Origin of the sequence: Vibrio sp. D54 (assembly GCF_021728075.1) — a bacterium.
GTDB lineage: Bacteria > Pseudomonadota > Gammaproteobacteria > Enterobacterales > Vibrionaceae > Vibrio > Vibrio alginolyticus.
The window spans coordinates 96,916-115,582 of record NZ_JAKKCS010000018.1 but is presented as its reverse complement, the minus strand read 5'-3'; the positions used below and the strand labels follow the sequence as shown (position 1 = coordinate 115,582).

Below are 18,667 nucleotides of genomic sequence, written 5' to 3'. Positions count from 1 at the left end.
TGCCCTGATGTTGACGAAAGTCGATATCGAAAACTTGCGCGTCCTTAGCTCAGCTGGATAGAGTACCTGGCTACGAACCAGGCGGTCGGAGGTTCGAATCCTCCAGGACGCGCCACTTATTGCAGGGCAATGCCCTGATGTTGACGAAAGTCGATATCGAAAACTTGCGCGTCCTTAGCTCAGCTGGATAGAGTACCTGGCTACGAACCAGGCGGTCGGAGGTTCGAATCCTCCAGGACGCGCCACTTATTGCAGGGTAATGCCCTGATGTTGACAAAAGTCGATATCGAAAACTGCGCGTCCTTAGCTCAGCTGGATAGAGTACCTGGCTACGAACCAGGCGGTCGGAGGTTCGAATCCTCCAGGACGCGCCACTTATTGAAACAGCCTCGCAATTGCGAGGCTTTTTTGTATCTAGACATCAGGAATATGGCGTAGGATCACTAGAGCCTATGTTCCTCTTTTTTAAAAGCGAATATGTGCGTATCTAAGCAATTTGCTATCAAGTTTCTGTCGCATTGTGTGAAATCATCCTGATTATCCCTCCTATACACTGACTTCCATTTTTCATTTCAATCACTCTCATGTAGTCACTTTGTTTGTTATTTGTTTATTTATTGTTAATCTTGTTCATCTTTTTGTTTTTGTTGGTTTTTACTGCGTGAGTCCCGATTTGATTTTGAAATCTAAATCGCAGTTTTTATTTATGTCCTCCTTTACTCTGTTCGTAAGGTGATAGCGATTTGAAGTGATTATTTTGTCATGAACTGTGATCTGGGTAGTGAATAAATAATCATTTATCAGGATTACTACAAACCTTCCTTAAACAAAATTGACAAAATTTAACCAATCGAGATAATCCATGGGTCGGGATTTGACACTATTAAAGTCCTGCACGTTGTCAGGATGACAAAGAAAGGAAGCAACATGACTAATATAGGAAGCCTGCTAGTAGATGCGGCCACCCTGATGCTAACGGGGATGGCGGTCGTATTTATTTTCCTCACTATTCTTGTTTATCTCGTTCGGTTAATGTCGAAATTGGTACCAGAAGAAGTACCAGAGCCGATCGCAGCACCAAAAACAAACACTAATATTCAATCAACCTCTTCAGCTGTTAGTCCACAAGTAGTGGCGGCGATCTCGGCTGCGATTCATAAACATCGCGCCTCATTCGCGAAGTAGCCGAACTAGGATTAAAAAGGAGTTTAAGAGCATGTCTAAACCACTAGCTATTACTGATGTGGTCCTTCGTGATGCCCATCAATCACTATTTGCTACGCGTATGCGTATTGAGGATATGCTGCCTATCGCAGCTGAGTTGGATAAGGTTGGTTACTGGTCTCTAGAGACTTGGGGTGGTGCAACATTTGATTCTTGTATTCGATTCTTAGGAGAAGACCCTTGGGAGCGTTTACGTGAACTAAAAAAAGCGATGCCTAATACACCAATGCAAATGCTACTGCGTGGTCAAAACCTTTTAGGATACCGCCATTATGCCGACGATGTAGTAGAGAAGTTTGTTGAACGCGCGCATGCTAACGGCATGGATGTATTCCGTATTTTTGATGCAATGAATGACGTGCGAAACTTCCAGAAAGCCGTTAAAGCAACGGTTGATGTTGGTGCGCATGCTCAAGGTACGTTGTCTTACACAACGAGCCCAGTGCATAACGCAGACACTTGGGTTGACTTGGCAAAACGCCTAGAGGATTTAGGTTGTCACTCGCTGTGTATTAAAGATATGTCTGGCTTACTTAAGCCTTATGAAGCGGAAGAGCTTATCACGCGTATCAAAGCGTCTTGTGATGTGCCATTGGCACTTCATTGTCATGCAACAACGGGGCTGTCTACAGCAACAGCGGTAAAAGCAGTAGAAGCCGGTATTGATATTCTCGATACTGCGATTTCTTCAATGAGTTGTACTTACGGTCATACACCGACTGAAACGGTAGTCGCTATGCTAGAAGGCACCGAGCGAGATACCAATTTAAAACTCGAGCAACTGGAACCTATCGCCGCATATTTCCGTGAGGTACGTAAGAAGTATGCGAAGTGGGAAGGCCAGTTAAAAGGAGTCGATTCACGCATCCTGATTGCTCAAGTGCCTGGTGGTATGCTGACCAATATGGAAGGCCAGTTGAAAGAGCAGGGCGCTGCGGATCGCATTGATGAAGTATTAGAAGAGATCCCTCGTGTACGTGAAGATCTTGGTTTCATTCCATTGGTGACTCCAACTTCACAGATCGTCGGTACGCAAGCGGTGATTAACGTTCTTACTGGCGAGCGCTATAAGAGTATTACCAAGGAAACCGCAGGTCTATTGAAAGGTGAGTACGGTCAAGCACCAGCCGAGTTAAATGCAGAACTGCAAGCGAAAGTGCTTGATGGTAAAGAGCCAATTACCTGTCGTCCTGCCGATTTACTTGAGCCTGAAATGGAGACGCTTACGGTTGATCTGATGGAGAAAGCGAAATCAGAAGGCATTAAGCTAGCAAGTGAGCGTGTTGATGACGTACTCACTTATGCACTTTTCCCTCAAGTTGGGCTTAAGTTCCTTAAGAATCGTGAAAACCCAGAAGCATTTGAGCCTGCACCAACGCTAGAAGCTGCGAAGCCTGCTGTACCTGCAGCTCAACCAGCAACTGGTGGTGTAGAAACTTATAGTGTACGTGTTGACGGGCAGGTGTATGAGGTGGAAGTTGGCCCTCAAGGTGAACTGACATCTGTTGCTCCTTCTAATGCACCGGCAAAATCGGCTACACCTAGCACACTTTCTAATGCTTCAGCTGAAGCGGTGCCTGCTCCTCTTGCAGGTAACATCTTCAAAGTGAATGTTCAGCCTGGTGCTGAGGTAGCTGAAGGCGATGTATTGCTCATCCTTGAAGCGATGAAAATGGAAACTGAAGTACGAGCGGCGCGTGGTGGTGTGGTTCAAGAGCTGAACGTTAAAGAAGGCGATGCTGTCACAGTAGGTGCGCCTCTGTTGAGCCTGGCGTAAGGGAGTATCATGGACGGATTGTTAACCCTTTGGGCAGAAACAGGGATCGCTAACTTCGAGTTCGGCCAAATCTGTATGATGCTGGTTGGTTGTACCTTGCTGTTTTTGGCAATTAAAAAAGGATTTGAACCTTTACTGTTATTGCCGATTGGTTTCGGTGCTATTTTGGCGAATATTCCAAATGCTGGCTTTACTGAGCCTGGTGGCTTGCTCTACTACGTTTACTACATTGGGATTGAATCGGGTGTGTTCCCGCTATTGATCTTCATGGGTGTGGGCGCGATGACTGACTTTGGTGCTTTGATCGCAAACCCAAAAACGTTGTGGTTAGGTGCGGCTGCGCAGTTTGGTATTTTTGCAACACTGTTTGGCGCTATTTTGCTCAACTATGTACCTGGCATGGAGTTCTCCATGGCGGATGCATCGTCTATCGCGATCATCGGTGGTGCTGATGGGCCAACAGCGATTTTCTTGGCGAGTAAGCTCTCTCCAGATCTGTTAGGTGCGATTGCAGTCGCGGCATACAGCTATATGGCATTGGTGCCGATCATCCAACCACCAATCATGAAAGCACTGACAACCAAGGAAGAACGTCAAATTAAGATGGCTCAGCTTCGTCATGTTGGTAAATGGGAGAAAGTCATCTTCCCGCTTGCTGTATTACTGATGACGATTCTGTTCTTACCTTCAGCTACGCCATTGGTTGGTATGTTCTGTTTGGGTAACTTGATGCGTGAAGCTGGTGTGGTCGATCGTTTATCGAAAACTGCTCAAAATGAATTGATCAACATAGTGACTATCTTTTTAGGTCTTGGTGTTGGTTCTAAGCTGCAAGCTGAGCAGTTCTTGAACCTAGAAACGTTAGGTATCTTGGGGTTAGGCGCAGTTGCATTTAGTATCGGTACTGGTGCGGGCGTCCTGATGGCGAAACTGCTTAACAAGTTCTCGAAAGAAGACATCAACCCACTTATTGGTGCGGCTGGCGTTTCTGCGGTACCAATGGCCGCGCGAGTCGTAAACAAAGTTGGTTTACAAGCTAACCCGCAAAACTTCTTGTTAATGCATGCGATGGGACCAAACGTAGCTGGTGTGCTGGGTTCAGCCGTTGCGGCTGGTATATTGTTAGCACTTGTTGGTTAGACATTATTGAAAATGGAATGATCAACCAATTTACAAAATCACGATTAACTTAGGTTAACAAAATGGTTTATAGTCAAAGGGATGCTTTCGCATCCCTTTTTGTTTTCTTGCAGGGAATGGTTTATGGAACACAAACAGATCGTTATCACTGAGTTTGGTGATGCCAACGTACTCGCGATTCAACATGCTTCTACACCATCACCACAGCCTGGTGAAGTCTTAGTAAAAGTCGCTTTTTCAGGCGTAAATCCTATTGATGTCAAAACTCGAGCTGGGCTCGGTTGGGCAGCAGCGCAGAATAAGGATAATTTACCTTGGGTGCCAGGTTACGACATCTCAGGAAAAGTGATGTCTTGTGGAGAGGGGGCATCACGTTTTAATGAAGGTGATGAGGTGGCTGGATTTATTGGTTTCCCAGTTCGAGGCGGTGGTTACAGTCAATACATATGTGTTCCAGAAACTGAGTTAAGTCATGTTCCTAGCTCCGTAACTTTGGAGGCAGCTGCTGCATTACCGTTGGCGGGACAAACTGCGGCACAAGCTCTCAGTAAGGCTAATGTGACGGAAAACGATCGCGTACTTATCCTCGCTGGAGCCGGTGGTGTTGGACACCTCGCGGTACAAATTGCGATCGCGACGAAAGCGGAAGTCTTTACCACCTGCAGCGAACGAAATTTAGATTACCTTGCGACGCTCGGTGCTCATGCAGTGAACTATCAATTTGCACCAGTGTCAGAACGTGTTGAAGATGTTGATGTTTTGATTGATTTAGTAGGCGGAGATGCTGCGTTAGATGCGCTTAAATGCCTGAAAGATAATGCGAGAGTCATCACCGTTCCAACCATAACTGCTGAGCTGATTTGTGAAAAAGCCAAACTCCTAGGCTTTGAGGCTAGTGGCATGTTGGTTGAACCAGACCCTGCGCAGTTAGATACCTTGTTGTACATGGTCGGCGTTGGCTTACTGAAGACTGAAATTCAACAGGTTTATCCTATGAGTGATGTCATTGGTGCTCACCAGCAGGTCGAATCAGGAAGAACCAGAGGCAAGGTGTTGCTTGATATGACATGCTAGAAGCATTTAACACGATTTTTGAAAGTTTAGCGCTTTGGTTTTCAGATTCAGCATTATGGGTGCTTTTCATGACCGGTTTTCTCAGTGCCACGTTGTTGCCTGGTGGTTCTGAAGCGGGCTTAGTTGCCACTCTCTCATTAAATCAATACTCCGTTTCTTCAATTGTTATGGTCGCTACTATCGGTAATACGCTTGGTGGCTTAACAAATTATTGGCTTGGCTTGTGGATTCCCAACAAAGCACAAGAGGAAAAGCACGGTCATACCGCATTAAAGTGGCTCTCTAAGTATGGCTATTGGGGGTTATTTTTTAGCTGGTTACCTGTAATAGGAGACCCGCTGTGTTTAGCCGCAGGGTGGCTAAGAATGAAGTTTCTGCCTTGCGTGATTTTAATATTTTTAGGAAAGGCTGCTAGGTATAGCTTACTTGCGGCCATCTATCTCGGATTATTTTAAGGAAAGTACATGAAGATGTTTTGGGTTGGCGCGTGTTCACTGTTGGTGATCACGGGCTGTGCATCAAATACGCCAGTTTCATCACTGCCGAAAGGGGTAACTTTCGTTGAGTCATCGAAAGCTGAAGAAGGCAAAGTTAAGATTCCATACCAAAAGTACAAACTCGATAATGGTTTAACGGTGATCTTAGCTCCTGAAGATTCTGACCCATTGGTCCATGTGGATGTGACTTACCATGTTGGTTCAGCTCGTGAAGAAGTGGGTAAGTCTGGTTTTGCGCATTTCTTTGAGCACATGATGTTCCAAGGCTCAGAGAACGTTGGTGACCAAGAGCACTTCAGAATCATCACAGAGGCTGGCGGCACGTTAAATGGTACAACAAACCGCGATCGTACTAACTACTTTGAAACTGTCCCTGCTAACCAGCTCGAGAAAATGCTGTGGTTAGAGTCTGACCGTATGGGCTTTTTGCTGGATGCGGTTTCTCAACGCAAATTTGAAATTCAGCGTTCGACTGTAAAAAATGAGCGAGCTCAGCGTTACGATAATCGTCCTTATGGCTTGATTTGGGAGCGCATGTCCGAAGCGCTATATCCTGAAGGTCATCCGTATTCGTGGCAAACCATTGGTTATGTTGAAGATCTTGATCGTGTTGATGTGAACGACCTCAAAGCGTTTTTCTTGCGTTGGTATGGCCCAAACAATGCGACTATCACGATCGGTGGTGACTTAGACGTTGAACAGACTCTAGAGTGGGTAAATAAGTACTTCGGTTCGATTCCTCGTGGTCCTGAGGTTGAAAATGCGCCGAAACAACCTGCAAAACTGCAAGAAGACAAATACATCACGCTAGAAGATCGTATTCAACAACCTATGGTGATGATCGCGTGGCCAACAACCTACAACGGCGAAGAAAGCCAAGCGTCTCTCGATACGTTATCAGAAGTATTGGGTGGCGGTACCAACAGCGTGCTCTATCAAGACCTAGTGAAGACTCAAAAAGCGGTCGATGCTGGTTCATTCCATGACTGTGCTGAACTGGCGTGTAACTTTTACGTTTACGCAATGGGTGATTCTGGAGACAAAGGCGACCTATCAAAACTGTACGACGAGCTTTTACAATCACTGAATCAGTTTGCGGAAAAAGGCGTGACAGAAGATCGCCTTGAGCAGTTGAAGGGTAAAGCGGAAGCGGATGCTATTTTTGCGCTAGAAAGCGTTAAAGGTAAAGTGACTCAGTTGGCTTCCAACGAGACATTTTTCGGCGATCCTGATCGTCTTGAGCAACAGCTTGAACAAATCCGTGCAGTTACGCCGACTTCGGTAGAAAAAGCGTATACGGACTTTATCCAAGGTAAGAACAAAGTGACCCTAAGCGTGGTCCCAAAAGGAAAAACAGACCTTGTCGTAAAACCTGCGACCTTTGTGACACCAAAGCGTACGTTGCCAGAATATGAGAAGATTTCCGATGACCAATTGGCGTATCGTCGTGCGACCGATAACTTCGATCGCTCAGTGCAACCGCCAGTAGGAGAACCAGTGAAAGCGACGATGCCAGAGCTGTACGAGTTACATTTCAAGAATGGCTCAGAGCTGCTTGGTGCAGTTAGCGATGAAACGCCGACGGTGATGATGCAATTTAGTCTACCTGCCGGGACACGTTTTGTTGAAAAGGGTAAAGAAGGTCTTGCCCAATTGACCGCTGCGATGTTGCAAGAAGGTACAACGAAACGCAGTGTCGAAGAGATTCAAGCTGAGCTTGATAAACTGGGTAGTGTTATCTCTGTTAATGCCACAGGTTATACAACAAACATCAGTGTTTCTGCTCTAGAAAAGAACTTAGAGCCGACGTTAAAAATTGTCGAAGAGATGTTGCTGTCTCCTGCATTTAATCAAGATGATTTCGAGCGTGTAAAAATGCAAGCGCTAGAAGGCCTGGTATATGAGCACCAAAATCCAAGTTGGATGGCGTCACAAGCGAGTCGCCAGGTGCTCTATGGGGATTCGGTTTTTGCTCGACCAAAAGACGGCACGCAAGCAGGTGTCAGTGCATTAACGTTGGATGATGTCCGTGAATTCTACTCGAAGCATTACACGCCACAAAGTGCGCAAATCGTCGTTGTTGGTGACATCAATAAACAGGAAATTGAGCAGCAACTGACGTTCTGGAAAAACTGGCAAGATGAAGCTGCGCCATTGTATGCACCGCAAAGCATTGCTGCATTAGGTGAGCAAAAGATCCATCTTGTTGATAAACCAGGAGCGCCGCAAAGTGTGGTCATGATGGTTCGTCAAGGTATGCCTTACGACGCAACGGGCGATTTTTACCTAAGCCAACTGGCAAACTTCAACTTAGCTGGGAACTTCAATAGCCGCATTAACCAAAATCTACGTGAAGACAAGGGTTACACATACGGTGCTTACGGCTACTTCTCTGGTAATCCAGAAACAGGCTCGGTGGTTTTCACCGCGCAAGTACGAGCGGATGCAACGGTTGCTTCGATCATTGAGATGGAAAATGAGCTAAATGAATACTCGCAGTCAGGTATTACTGATGAAGAGATGAAATTTATGCGTCAAGCGGTCGGTCAAAAAGATGCACTGAAATATGAAACGCCAACACAAAAAGCGGAGCTCATCAGTGATATTCTTAAGTACAACCTCGATCATGATTACTTGCAGCAAAGAAACGCTATCGTAGAAAAAGTCGATAAGCAGACGTTGAATGCGCTGGCTCAGAAATGGTTTGATCCAAATGACTATCAAATTATCGTCGTTGGTGATGCTAAATCGTTGCGTCCTCAATTAGAAAAGTTGGGGAAAGACGTAGAAGAGCTTGAAATCATTCGATAGAGTACACATTTAATAGCGGAGAAACGTTTCTCCGCTATTCATCTAGATAAGCAACTTTTCGTGGGTTATTTATCTAGATGCATTAACTATCAATAACTTAGCTTACACTTGTGTTATGTAACAAGTGTCCTGCTCCCAATATAAGCGAACCTCATTTTGACTGATTTTGCTGCGCGACTAAAAAAAGTTGCATCAAACCCCGAAGTATTTAAGCAGTTTGGACGCGGTGTTGAGCGAGAAACTTTGCGCTATCGTCAGGATGGACATCTAGCTACAACTCCTCATCCTGAAGGGTTAGGCTCTGCGTTCACAAATCAATGGATCACAACGGATTTTTCGGAATCATTGTTAGAGTTCATTACGCCTGTGTCACATGAAATTCCAGAACTGATGGCACAGCTGAAAGATATCCATCATTTCACTCAAACCAAAATGGGTGAAGAGAAAATGTGGCCACTATCAATGCCTTGCTACGTCGGCTCAGAGGATGATATTCAGTTAGCCCAGTATGGCTCTTCGAATGCAGCGAAAATGAAAACGCTGTACCGAGAAGGCCTAAAGCGTCGCTATGGCAGCCTGATGCAAATAATTTCAGGTGTCCATTTTAACTTCTCATTTCCTGAAACATTTTGGGATGCGCTCTATGGCGAGCAAGATGAACAAGCCCGCCAAGATGCTAAGTCTGATGCGTACTTTGCGTTGATCCGTAATTACTACCGCTTTGGCTGGATGATTCCCTACTTCTTTGGTGCATCACCAGCGTTATGTGGCTCTTTTATTCAAGGTCGTGAAACCGATCTGCCATTCGAGAAGATTGGCGGGACATTATATTTGCCGAAGTCGACGTCTTTGCGTTTGAGCGATCTTGGCTATACCAATAGTGCTCAAAGTGTGCTGAAAATTGGTTTTAACAGCATTGACCAATACCTCGATGGTTTGAGTGATGCGATTCGCCACCCATCAGAAGAGTTTGCGAAAATTGGGGTAAAAGTGGATGGTGAATACCGCCAGCTTAATTCCAATATCTTACAAATTGAGAATGAACTGTACGCTCCGATTCGTCCAAAACGTGTATCGAAAAGTGGTGAGAAGCCTTCAGATGCGTTACGACGCGGTGGTGTCGAATACATTGAAGTTCGTTCTCTAGATGTTAACCCATTCAGCGCTGTGGGCTTAAATGAAGAGCAAGTACGATTCTTGGATCTCTTCCTTACCTGGGCGGCCTTGTCAGACTCAGACCCTATGGATAACTGTGAATTAGAGTGTTGGCGCGATAACTGGAATAAAGTCATTGTTTCTGGCCGTGAAAAAGGTCTAATGCTGCAAATTGGATGTCAAGGTGAACGTCTATCTCTACAAGATTGGGCACACCGAGTTTTCGTCGAGTTACGTCAAATAGCACAGCAAATGGATATGACCGCTGGTGGCAGTGCATACCAAGATGTGTGTAATCAACTCGAGACATGGATTGATAACCCAGAACTAACGATCTCTGGTCAACTATTAGAGCTAACGAAAGAGTTGGGTGGGCTAGGTAAAGTTGGTTGTACTCTTGGTATGAAGTACCGTGATGAAAACCTAGCTCACGGTTATCAGTACTACTCACAAGATACGATGGAAACGGAAGTAGCGTCGTCCGTGGAAAAACAAAAGCAAGCAGAGCAGAGTGACACGCTTTCTTTTGATGATTTTTTGGAAGATTACTTTGCTTACCTGAAGCAGTAATGACTAACTAAGGATTGGTGCGATTGAACATTAAGTCGTCAGTAGTAGCGGTACTTGGAAGCGTGTTACTTGCAGGTTGTGCTACGGCACCGCCAAAGCAGCAGAATAACTTATGCGAGATATTCCGAGAGAAATCCGGTTGGTACGATGATGCCAAAGATATGGAAGATGAATGGGGTACCCCTATTCATGTCGCTATGGCCATCATTAAACAAGAAAGCAGCTTTCGGCACGATGCAAAACCACCTAAAGATTATTTGCTAGGGTTTATTCCTTGGGGACGAGTAAGCAGTGCGTATGGTTACGCTCAAGCTCAAGACCCTGCTTGGGAAGACTTCCAAGATGCGACAGGTCAGGGTGGCTCTCGTACCAACTTCGATGATTCTATGATGTTTGTCGGTTGGTACACTCATGAAACACGGCGTCAGCTAGGGATTTCATTATGGGATCCCTATAACCAGTATCTGGCTTATCATGAAGGGCGAGGTGGGTATAAGCGAGGCACTTATAATCGAAAGCCTAGTTTAATCAAAGTCGCTCGACGTGTTGAACAAACAGCGAAAACTTATGGCTGGCAGCTGAAGCAATGTCGTCAGGAATTAGAAGACAACAGCAGCTGGTTCTTTTAGCCCACAGTCAGTTCATGTGCTGTAGGGATGAATGACATTTATCCATTACCGAAAGGTACTGGAGTTACAATCAGGAGAGATGTAATGCCTTTACTCGATAGTTTTACCGTGGACCACACTCGTATGAATGCACCCGCTGTACGAGTGGCGAAAACCATGCAGACCCCAAAAGGGGATACGATTACAGTTTTCGACTTACGCTTTACTGCGCCAAACAAAGACATTCTTTCTGAAAAAGGTATTCACACCTTAGAGCACCTTTATGCAGGCTTTATGCGTAATCACCTAAACGGTGATTCTGTTGAGATCATCGATATTTCGCCTATGGGTTGCCGCACAGGTTTTTACATGAGCCTGATTGGCACACCATCAGAGCAGCAAGTCGCAGATGCTTGGATTGCAGCAATGGAAGATGTGCTGAAGGTAGAAAGTCAGAATAAGATCCCTGAACTTAACGAATACCAATGCGGCACGGCAGCGATGCACTCTTTAAAAGAAGCACAACAGATCGCAAAGAACATTTTGGATGCTGGTGTTTCGGTGAACAAAAATGATGAACTTGCTTTGCCTGAGTCGATGTTAAAAGAGTTGCGCATCGACTAGGTGCTCATTAAGAAGCATATTGCCCCAATAAGTAAAAAAAGCCTGACATGAGTCAGGCTTTTCTTTTGGTTATTGGGATGTCGATTTTTTCTTCTTCGGGTAAACACGAACGAGCTTGATTCGGTTCTCTTCAATCTCAACAAGTTCCATTGGGTGACCCGCTACTCTCACACTTAGATGGCTCTCAGGAATATCTTCCAAGTGTTCTAAAATGAGCCCGTTTAGCGTTCTCGGACCATCCGTTGGTAAATCCCATTTCAGGCCTTTGTTGATATCTCGGATATTGGTGCTGCCTTCAATAAGAAAGCTTCCGTCACCTTGAGGACTGATTTCATCAGAGAGGCTTGGAGAAATTGACGTCGTGAACTCACCAATGATCTCTTCCAGAATATCTTCAAGAGTGATTAGACCGATGATATCACCGTACTCATCCACGATCAGACCGATACGTTGCTTGTTACGTTGGAATTTCAACATTTGCACGTTCAGTGGTGTGCCTTCTGGGATGTAATAGACCTCATCAGCAGCACGTAATAGCGTTTCTTTGTTGAATTCGTTCTTTTCCAACATCAGACGATAAGCCTCGCGCAAGCGCAGCATACCAACCACTTCATCAATTTGGTCACGATAGAAAACTATGCGCCCATGTGGTGAGTGGGTTAGCTGACGAACAATGGATTTCCAGTCGTCGTTAATATCAATACCGGTAATTTCATTGCGTGGGACCATAATGTCGTTCACGGTGACGTGCTCAAGATCTAAAATAGACACTAGCATGTCTTGGTGTCGGCGAGGGATCAAACCGCCAGCTTCATTTACCACCGTACGCAGCTCATCGGAGCTAAGATGATCTTCTGCTGAGTGATCCGCTCTTACACCAAGTAAGCGGATAAAGCCATTCGTAATAAAGTTAACAAGCATCACTAAAGGCGACAGTAACTTCATCAGTATGGTCAATAATATACTGCTCGCGTAGGACACACGTTCAGGGTAAAGCGCTGCAATTGTTTTAGGGGTAACCTCGGCAAAAACCAATACAACCATAGTTAGTGCACCGGTTGCGATAGCGACACCTAAATCACCATACAAACGCATACCAATAATGGTCGCGATAGCAGACGCGAGAATATTAACGAGGTTGTTGCCGATAAGAATAAGACCAATCAAACGATCTGGACGGTCTAATAGTCTTTCGACTCGCTTAGCACCCTTATGCCCGTTTTTGGCTAAGTGTTTTAAGCGATAACGATTCAGAGACATCATCCCTGTTTCTGAACCGGAAAAGTAACCTGATATGACGATAAGACACGCGAGTAGCGCAAACAAGATACCCGTAGAGATGTCGTCCAAAACGTTGCTGTTCCTTGTAAGTATTGGGTTATATAACGGTTGAGTAAGTCCGTTAAGTCAAAGAGTTAAGGCGTACTGTATTTTATCTAGCCTAAAATATAAAGGATAGGAGCCCTAGAGCTCCCTAATTCAAGATGATTTCTTTTACAAAGCGACTGCCAAAATATGCCAGAGTTAACAGTGTTGCTCCTGCAACAGCGAACCATGTGACTTTTCTACCACGCCAGCCTTTTTGATAGTGACCCCAAAGCAGTATTGAGTACACCACCCAAGCGATGAAAGAAAGAATGCCCTTATGTGCCTTACCTTGGGCAAACATATCCTGCACAAAGACAAAGCCAGTAATGAGCGTGGCAGTTAACAATAAGTTACCGATCAAAATAATTTTGAAGAGTTGACGCTCCACCATTAATAGAGGCGGCAGGTTTGGGTTAATCGCCAAAGATTTTTTTGCTTTCAGTTTGTGATCCAGCCAAGCCAACTGAAGCGCATAGAGTGCCCCGATAGTTAAAGTCGCGTATGAGAAGAGCGCAAATGAAATATGAATGAGTAGCTTAGGGTCATTCTCTAGGTGCTTTATAAACGTGCTTGGCAAAAATGTGGCAGCAGATAAATTGATGGCAGCAAAGCTATAAACGACAGGCAATAAAAACCACAGTCGGTTTTTCAACATAGCAAGGCTCATGACCAGAGAAATAATAAAACTGATCAAAGAAGCCACGTTGAGAATACTCAGGTTTTGACCTGAACCATCAAAAATCAGATCACTCAAAATCCACGCATGAAAAACAAGCGCACAGGCAGCACTAGCAAACACTGTTTTTGCTTTGATTCCTGACTGTTGTGAGAGTCCGGGTATGATGGTCGCAATCGCCAAGACATAAAGTATGGCGGCCGCGATGGCTATTAAGCTATCCATGAATCCTAAATATTATTGTGCACGATGGAGAAATTATACCTTGCATTACACTTTGGGGCTACGTTATATCCGACATCAATCGTGAGAGATGAGATATTGAAATTAATAAGTTACCGCACCATATATAAATAGAGACAAGAATAGGACAGCGGTACGGGTATGACTCAGACCTTGGCTAATGTATACTCACACTAATTAATCGCCATTTTAGCGAAGAGACAAAGATGTTTGAGAATTTAACGGATCGATTATCCAAAACGCTGAAAAATATCAGTGGCAAAGGTCGTCTGACCGAAGACAACATTAAAGAAACCCTACGTGAAGTCCGAATGGCTCTACTTGAAGCTGACGTTGCGCTTCCGGTCGTTCGTGAATTTGTGAACCGCGTTAAAGAAAAAGCGGTGGGCGTAGAAGTTTCTAAATCTCTGACTCCAGGTCAGGAATTTATCAAGATCGTTCAAACAGAACTTGAAGCCGTAATGGGTGAGTCGAATGAGGCGCTAAACCTTGCCGCTCAACCACCTGCTGTGCTTCTTATGGCTGGTCTACAAGGTGCGGGTAAAACCACATCGGTAGGTAAGTTATCTAAGCTTCTGAAAGAACGTGACAAGAAGAAAGTTTTGGTTGTGTCTGCCGACGTTTACCGTCCTGCGGCAATCAAGCAGCTTGAAACACTGGCATCAGACATCGGTGTTGACTTCTTCCCATCATCACCAGACCAAAAGCCTATTGATATCGCCAATGCAGCGATTGACCATGCGAAGAAAAAATTCTACGACGTACTTATTGTCGATACCGCAGGTCGTTTGGCAATTGATGAAGAGATGATGGGGGAGATCAAAGATCTTCACGCAGCTATCAACCCAGTAGAAACGCTATTTGTTGTTGACGCCATGACGGGTCAAGACGCAGCAAATACAGCAAAAGCCTTTGGCGATGCGCTACCTCTTACCGGTGTAGTTCTAACTAAGGTTGATGGTGATGCTCGTGGTGGTGCGGCACTTTCAGTACGCCATGTCACGGGCAAACCAATCAAATTCTTGGGTGTCGGTGAAAAAACTGACGCGCTAGAACCGTTCCACCCAGATCGTGTTGCTTCACGTATTCTTGGCATGGGTGACGTTCTGTCTTTGATTGAAGACCTACAACGCAACGTTGACCAAGAAAAGGCAGAAAAGTTAGCGAAGAAGTTCAAAGAGAAGAAAGGTTTCGACCTTGAAGATTTCCGTGAACAGCTAGGCCAGATGCAAAACATGGGCGGCATGATGGGGATGATGGATAAGCTTCCAGGAATGTCCCAGCTACCAGACAATGTGAAAGATAAAGTCGATGACAAGATGTTCAAACAGATGGAAGCGATCATCAGCTCCATGACAATGAAAGAACGTCAACGCCCAGAAATTATCAAGGGCTCGCGCAAGAAGCGTATCGCGGCTGGTTCTGGTGTGCAGGTTCAAGATGTAAACCGCTTACTAAAACAGTTCACCCAAATGCAGAAAATGATGAAAAAGATGCAAAAAGGTGGCATGAAAGGCATGATGCGCAACATGCAAGGCATGATGGGCGGCATGGGGGGTGGCGGTGGCTTCAACCCATTTGGTCGTTAATTAATCGATCACGCATAGATTCAGGGTGTTAGGTACGTCACAAACTTTAAATTCAATTTATGTTGGTGAAAAAGTAACTAAACTCCTTGCATTGCTCCGGGAGAAGAGTAAAATTCCGGAGCTTTATTTTGGCACGAGACCCCAAACTGTTTAATTTCTTGAATGGTTTTTGGGGTTAATTTTATTTTTGAGAAAGCAAAGAGGACGACATGGTAACCATTCGTTTGGCACGTCACGGCGCTAAAAAGCGTCCATTTTATCAAATCGTAGTAGCGGACAGCCGCAACGCTGCAACTGGCCGTTTCATCGAGAAAGTTGGTTTCTTCAACCCAACTGCTAAAGGTCAAGAAGAAGGTCTACGTCTAGACCTAGACCGCGTTAACCACTGGGTTGGTCAAGGCGCGTCAGTATCTGACCGTGTTGCTAAGCTAGTTAAAGACGCTCAAAAAGCGGCTTAATTTTTTACTTGAAAAGTAGAAACTAGTTTATGTCGATGAAAGGTAAAGAAACAATGAGCAACGAAAAGATTGTTGTAGGCAAGTTTGGTGCTACTTACGGCATTCGTGGTTGGCTTAAGGTTTTTTCCTACACAGACAATGCTGAAAGCATTTTCGATTACAGCCCTTGGTACATTAACCAAAAGGGCAAGTGGGTTGAGTACAAAGTAGAAAGCTGGAAGCGCCATAACAAAGGTATGGTGGCTAAGCTGGAAGGCATGGATGTTCGTGAAGACGCGCATCTAATGACGAACTTTGAAATTGCTATTGACCCTGCGGTACTTCCTGAATTGTCAGAAGATGAGTTCTACTGGCGCGAATTGTTTGGGATGCAAGTTGTAACCACTAAAGGTTACGATCTAGGTGTTGTTACTGACATGCTAGAAACTGGCTCAAACGATGTTCTGGTTGTTAAAGCAAATCTTAAAGATGCTTTCGGGCAGAAGGAACGATTAATCCCGTTCCTTGAAGAGCAAGTGATCATTAATGTTGATCGCGAAGCTCAACGGATCGAAGTTGACTGGGATCCTGGATTCTAATCTCCAAAATTACAGAGCGAGATAAACATGTGGGTTGGCGTTATTAGCCTTTTTCCAGAAATGTTCCGTTCTGTTACTGATTTTGGAGTAACAGGTCAAGCGGTTAAAAAAGGTCTTTTGTCGATTGAGACTTGGAATCCTAGAGATTTCACTCACGACAAACATCGCACAGTCGATGACCGACCTTACGGTGGTGGCCCTGGTATGTTAATGATGGTTCAGCCTTTGCGCGATGCCATTCATACCGCGAAAGCAGCCTCACCGGGCAAGACGAAAGTCATCTACCTTTCTCCTCAAGGTCGCAAGCTCGACCAGAAAGGAGTGGAAGAACTGGCAACGAATGAGAACTTGCTTCTGATTTGTGGTCGTTATGAAGGGGTAGATGAGCGCATCATTCAATCTGAAGTCGACGAAGAATGGTCGATTGGTGATTTTGTGATGACGGGTGGTGAGATACCAGCCATGACGTTAATCGACTCTGTTTCTCGGTTTGTTCCGGGTGTACTAGGGGATTTCGCGTCAGCAGAAGAAGACTCTTTTGCAAATGGCTTGTTAGATTGCCCTCACTATACGCGTCCAGAAGTATTGGATGACAAAGAGGTACCAGCGGTACTGATGTCAGGCAATCACAAGGACATTCGTCAATGGCGACTCAAGCAGTCGTTGGGCCGTACTTGGCTAAGAAGACCAGAGCTCCTGGAAAACCTAGCTCTGACTGACGAACAGGAACAATTACTTGCTGAGTTTGTTAATGAGCATAAAGCCATTAAAGAACATAACGCAAAGTAACCTAATTTATTTAGTATCAGTTTATTCTAGGAATTTAAAAAATGAGTAACATCATCAAAGCTCTTGAAGAAGAGCAAATGAAATCAGACCTACCTAAATTTGCACCAGGTGACACTGTTGTAGTTCAAGTTAAGGTAAAAGAAGGTGACCGTGAGCGTCTACAGGCTTTCGAAGGCGTTGTAATCGCAATCCGTAACCGTGGTCTACACTCTGCTTTCACTGTACGTAAGATCTCTAACGGTGAAGGTGTTGAGCGTACGTTCCAAACACACTCTCCAATCGTTGATAGCATCGAAGTTAAACGCCGTGGTGCAGTACGTCGTGCCAAGTTGTACTACCTACGTGAGCGTTCTGGTAAGTCTGCTCGTATCAAAGAGAAACTTGCTAAGAAGTAATGCTATAACTAGCGTTCTCATCTTAAACGGAGTCCTTTTAGGGCTCCGTTTTTTTATTTGTGTAATTAGCTTGCTCGTTTCTTTTCACCCGACCTGCACTGTCGATGCTCATGCACTGACGTACACTCCACGCCTCTGTCTTGTTGTGAATAGATTCCTGATGTCGCTATGGCTCCTCGGAATGACGGGAAACAATGATCAAATATTACTGGGTACTGTGGTTAAAATTCGTCATTCTGGATAGCGACGAAGGAGCGTGATTCAGAATCTACTAGTTGAGAATGTAAGTGTTTAAGTTGTTAGCTTCATCCTTGCTGTTAGTAGATTCTTAATGTCGCTATGGCTCCTCGGAATGACAGGAAATGATGGTCAAAGATTACAGAGTACCGTGGTTAAAATTCGTCATTCTGGACAGCGACGAAGGAGCGTGATTCAGAATCTACTAGTCGAGCATGCAATTGTTTAAGTTGTTAGCTTCATCCTTGCTATGAGTAGATTCCTGATGCCGCTATGGCTCCTCTGAATGACGGGAATTGATAGCCAAAGATTACAGGGTACCGTGGTTAAAATTCGTCATTCTGGACAGCGACGAAGGAGCGTGATTCAGAATCTACTAGTCGAGTATGCAAGTATTTATGTTGTTAGCTTCATCCTTGCTATGAGTAGATTTCTGATGCCGCTATGGCTCCTCGGAATGACAGGAAATGATGGTCAAAGATTATAGAGTACCGTGGTTAAAATTCGTCATTCTGGACAGCGACGAAGGAGCGTGATTCAGATTCCCTAAGAAGGAACCTAGGGTATTCCTTTACCCTAGGTCTCAATTTAATACTGGTCTTCAGACCAGCCATCACTATCGGACATATCGGGTGCGCCAGGGATGGTGTTTTCTTCATCTGCCCATTCACCAAAATCAATCATTTGGCATTGTTTACTGCAGAAAGGGCGATGAGGGCTTTGTTCTCCCCATTCTACGTCGGCGCCACATTGTGGGCATTGAACGATGGTAACTTTAGACATAGTTGAGCGTCCCATTACTAATTGGTGTTAAAGGGTAGTATACCTAAACGAATTAAAGATGGCTTATTCAA

Annotated in this window: 17 protein-coding genes and 3 tRNA genes; 17 read left to right on the top strand and 3 right to left on the bottom strand. The window is 44.9% G+C overall.

Annotated elements, in window-relative coordinates; translation table 11 throughout:
- Positions 1-38 precede the first annotated feature (38 nt).
- The 12 genes from L3V37_RS19985 to luxS all read left to right on the top strand — a co-directional run bounded on the left by L3V37_RS19985 (position 39) and on the right by luxS (position 11,480).
- Positions 39-115 (top strand) — tRNA-Arg (locus tag L3V37_RS19985).
- A gap of 53 nt (positions 116-168) precedes the next feature.
- Positions 169-245: transfer RNA gene (locus tag L3V37_RS19980), tRNA-Arg, on the top strand.
- 52 nt (positions 246-297) lie between these two features.
- Positions 298-374, top strand: a tRNA-Arg gene (locus L3V37_RS19975).
- A 553-nt stretch (positions 375-927) separates the two neighbouring features.
- Positions 928-1,185, top strand: a complete 258-nt coding sequence (locus tag L3V37_RS19970; protein ID WP_005379932.1) for an oxaloacetate decarboxylase subunit gamma — start codon at positions 928-930, stop codon at positions 1,183-1,185.
- A 31-nt stretch (positions 1,186-1,216) separates the two neighbouring features.
- A complete protein-coding gene (gene oadA, locus L3V37_RS19965; protein WP_213868690.1) occupies positions 1,217-3,001 on the top strand; it encodes a sodium-extruding oxaloacetate decarboxylase subunit alpha in 1,785 nt (594 codons plus the stop codon).
- 9 nt (positions 3,002-3,010) lie between these two features.
- Positions 3,011-4,141: a sodium ion-translocating decarboxylase subunit beta gene (locus L3V37_RS19960; protein WP_005379935.1), complete on the top strand. Its 1,131-nt coding sequence runs from the start codon at positions 3,011-3,013 to the stop codon at positions 4,139-4,141.
- A 123-nt stretch (positions 4,142-4,264) separates the two neighbouring features.
- Entirely contained in the window at positions 4,265-5,215 is a 951-nt protein-coding gene (locus L3V37_RS19955) for an NADP-dependent oxidoreductase (RefSeq protein ID WP_005385434.1), read from the top strand.
- Complete coding sequence (locus tag L3V37_RS19950; RefSeq protein ID WP_130545008.1) at positions 5,209-5,670, top strand: YqaA family protein; 462 nt, start codon at positions 5,209-5,211, stop codon at positions 5,668-5,670. The genes L3V37_RS19955 and L3V37_RS19950 overlap by 7 nt, the downstream gene beginning before the upstream one ends.
- Positions 5,671-5,679: 9 nt before the next feature.
- A complete protein-coding gene (locus L3V37_RS19945) occupies positions 5,680-8,523 on the top strand; it encodes a pitrilysin family protein (protein ID WP_017820389.1) in 2,844 nt (947 codons plus the stop codon).
- 156 nt (positions 8,524-8,679) lie between these two features.
- On the top strand, positions 8,680-10,248 hold the full coding sequence (gene gshA, locus L3V37_RS19940) for a glutamate--cysteine ligase (protein WP_005385430.1): 1,569 nt from the start codon (positions 8,680-8,682) through the stop codon (positions 10,246-10,248).
- Positions 10,249-10,271: 23 nt separating this feature from the next.
- Positions 10,272-10,877, top strand: a complete 606-nt coding sequence (locus tag L3V37_RS19935) for a hypothetical protein (protein WP_005379943.1) — start codon at positions 10,272-10,274, stop codon at positions 10,875-10,877.
- Between the two features lie 84 nt (positions 10,878-10,961).
- On the top strand, positions 10,962-11,480 hold the full coding sequence (luxS, locus tag L3V37_RS19930; RefSeq protein WP_017820391.1) for an S-ribosylhomocysteine lyase: 519 nt from the start codon (positions 10,962-10,964) through the stop codon (positions 11,478-11,480).
- A gap of 69 nt (positions 11,481-11,549) precedes the next feature.
- Here the strand turns inward: luxS and L3V37_RS19925 are convergent, their stop codons facing one another.
- The gene (locus L3V37_RS19925; RefSeq protein ID WP_237306847.1) at positions 11,550-12,830 is read right to left on the bottom strand and encodes an HlyC/CorC family transporter; all 1,281 of its coding nucleotides are present in this window, start codon (positions 12,828-12,830) and stop codon (positions 11,550-11,552) included.
- A gap of 124 nt (positions 12,831-12,954) precedes the next feature.
- Complete coding sequence (locus tag L3V37_RS19920) at positions 12,955-13,749, bottom strand: inner membrane protein YpjD (protein ID WP_005379950.1); 795 nt, start codon at positions 13,747-13,749, stop codon at positions 12,955-12,957.
- A gap of 224 nt (positions 13,750-13,973) precedes the next feature.
- Here L3V37_RS19920 and ffh point away from each other — a divergent pair, with 224 nt between their 5' ends.
- The 5 genes from ffh to rplS all read left to right on the top strand — a co-directional run bounded on the left by ffh (position 13,974) and on the right by rplS (position 17,576).
- Positions 13,974-15,356, top strand: a complete 1,383-nt coding sequence (gene ffh, locus L3V37_RS19915) for a signal recognition particle protein (protein WP_005385423.1) — start codon at positions 13,974-13,976, stop codon at positions 15,354-15,356.
- Positions 15,357-15,565: 209 nt separating this feature from the next.
- On the top strand, positions 15,566-15,814 hold the full coding sequence (rpsP, locus tag L3V37_RS19910; protein WP_005379962.1) for a 30S ribosomal protein S16: 249 nt from the start codon (positions 15,566-15,568) through the stop codon (positions 15,812-15,814).
- A gap of 29 nt (positions 15,815-15,843) precedes the next feature.
- The gene (gene rimM, locus L3V37_RS19905) at positions 15,844-16,392 is read left to right on the top strand and encodes a ribosome maturation factor RimM (RefSeq protein ID WP_005379964.1); all 549 of its coding nucleotides are present in this window, start codon (positions 15,844-15,846) and stop codon (positions 16,390-16,392) included.
- A gap of 27 nt (positions 16,393-16,419) precedes the next feature.
- Positions 16,420-17,181: a tRNA (guanosine(37)-N1)-methyltransferase TrmD gene (trmD, locus tag L3V37_RS19900; protein ID WP_005385420.1), complete on the top strand. Its 762-nt coding sequence runs from the start codon at positions 16,420-16,422 to the stop codon at positions 17,179-17,181.
- Between the two features lie 41 nt (positions 17,182-17,222).
- Positions 17,223-17,576 carry a 50S ribosomal protein L19 gene (gene rplS, locus L3V37_RS19895; RefSeq protein ID WP_005379971.1) on the top strand — a complete coding sequence of 118 codons (354 nt, stop codon included), beginning with the start codon at positions 17,223-17,225 and terminating at the stop codon, positions 17,574-17,576.
- Positions 17,577-18,401: 825 nt separating this feature from the next.
- Here rplS and yacG read toward each other — a convergent pair.
- The gene (yacG, locus tag L3V37_RS19890; RefSeq protein WP_017635922.1) at positions 18,402-18,596 is read right to left on the bottom strand and encodes a DNA gyrase inhibitor YacG; all 195 of its coding nucleotides are present in this window, start codon (positions 18,594-18,596) and stop codon (positions 18,402-18,404) included.
- Between the last annotated feature and the right edge of the window lie 71 nt (positions 18,597-18,667).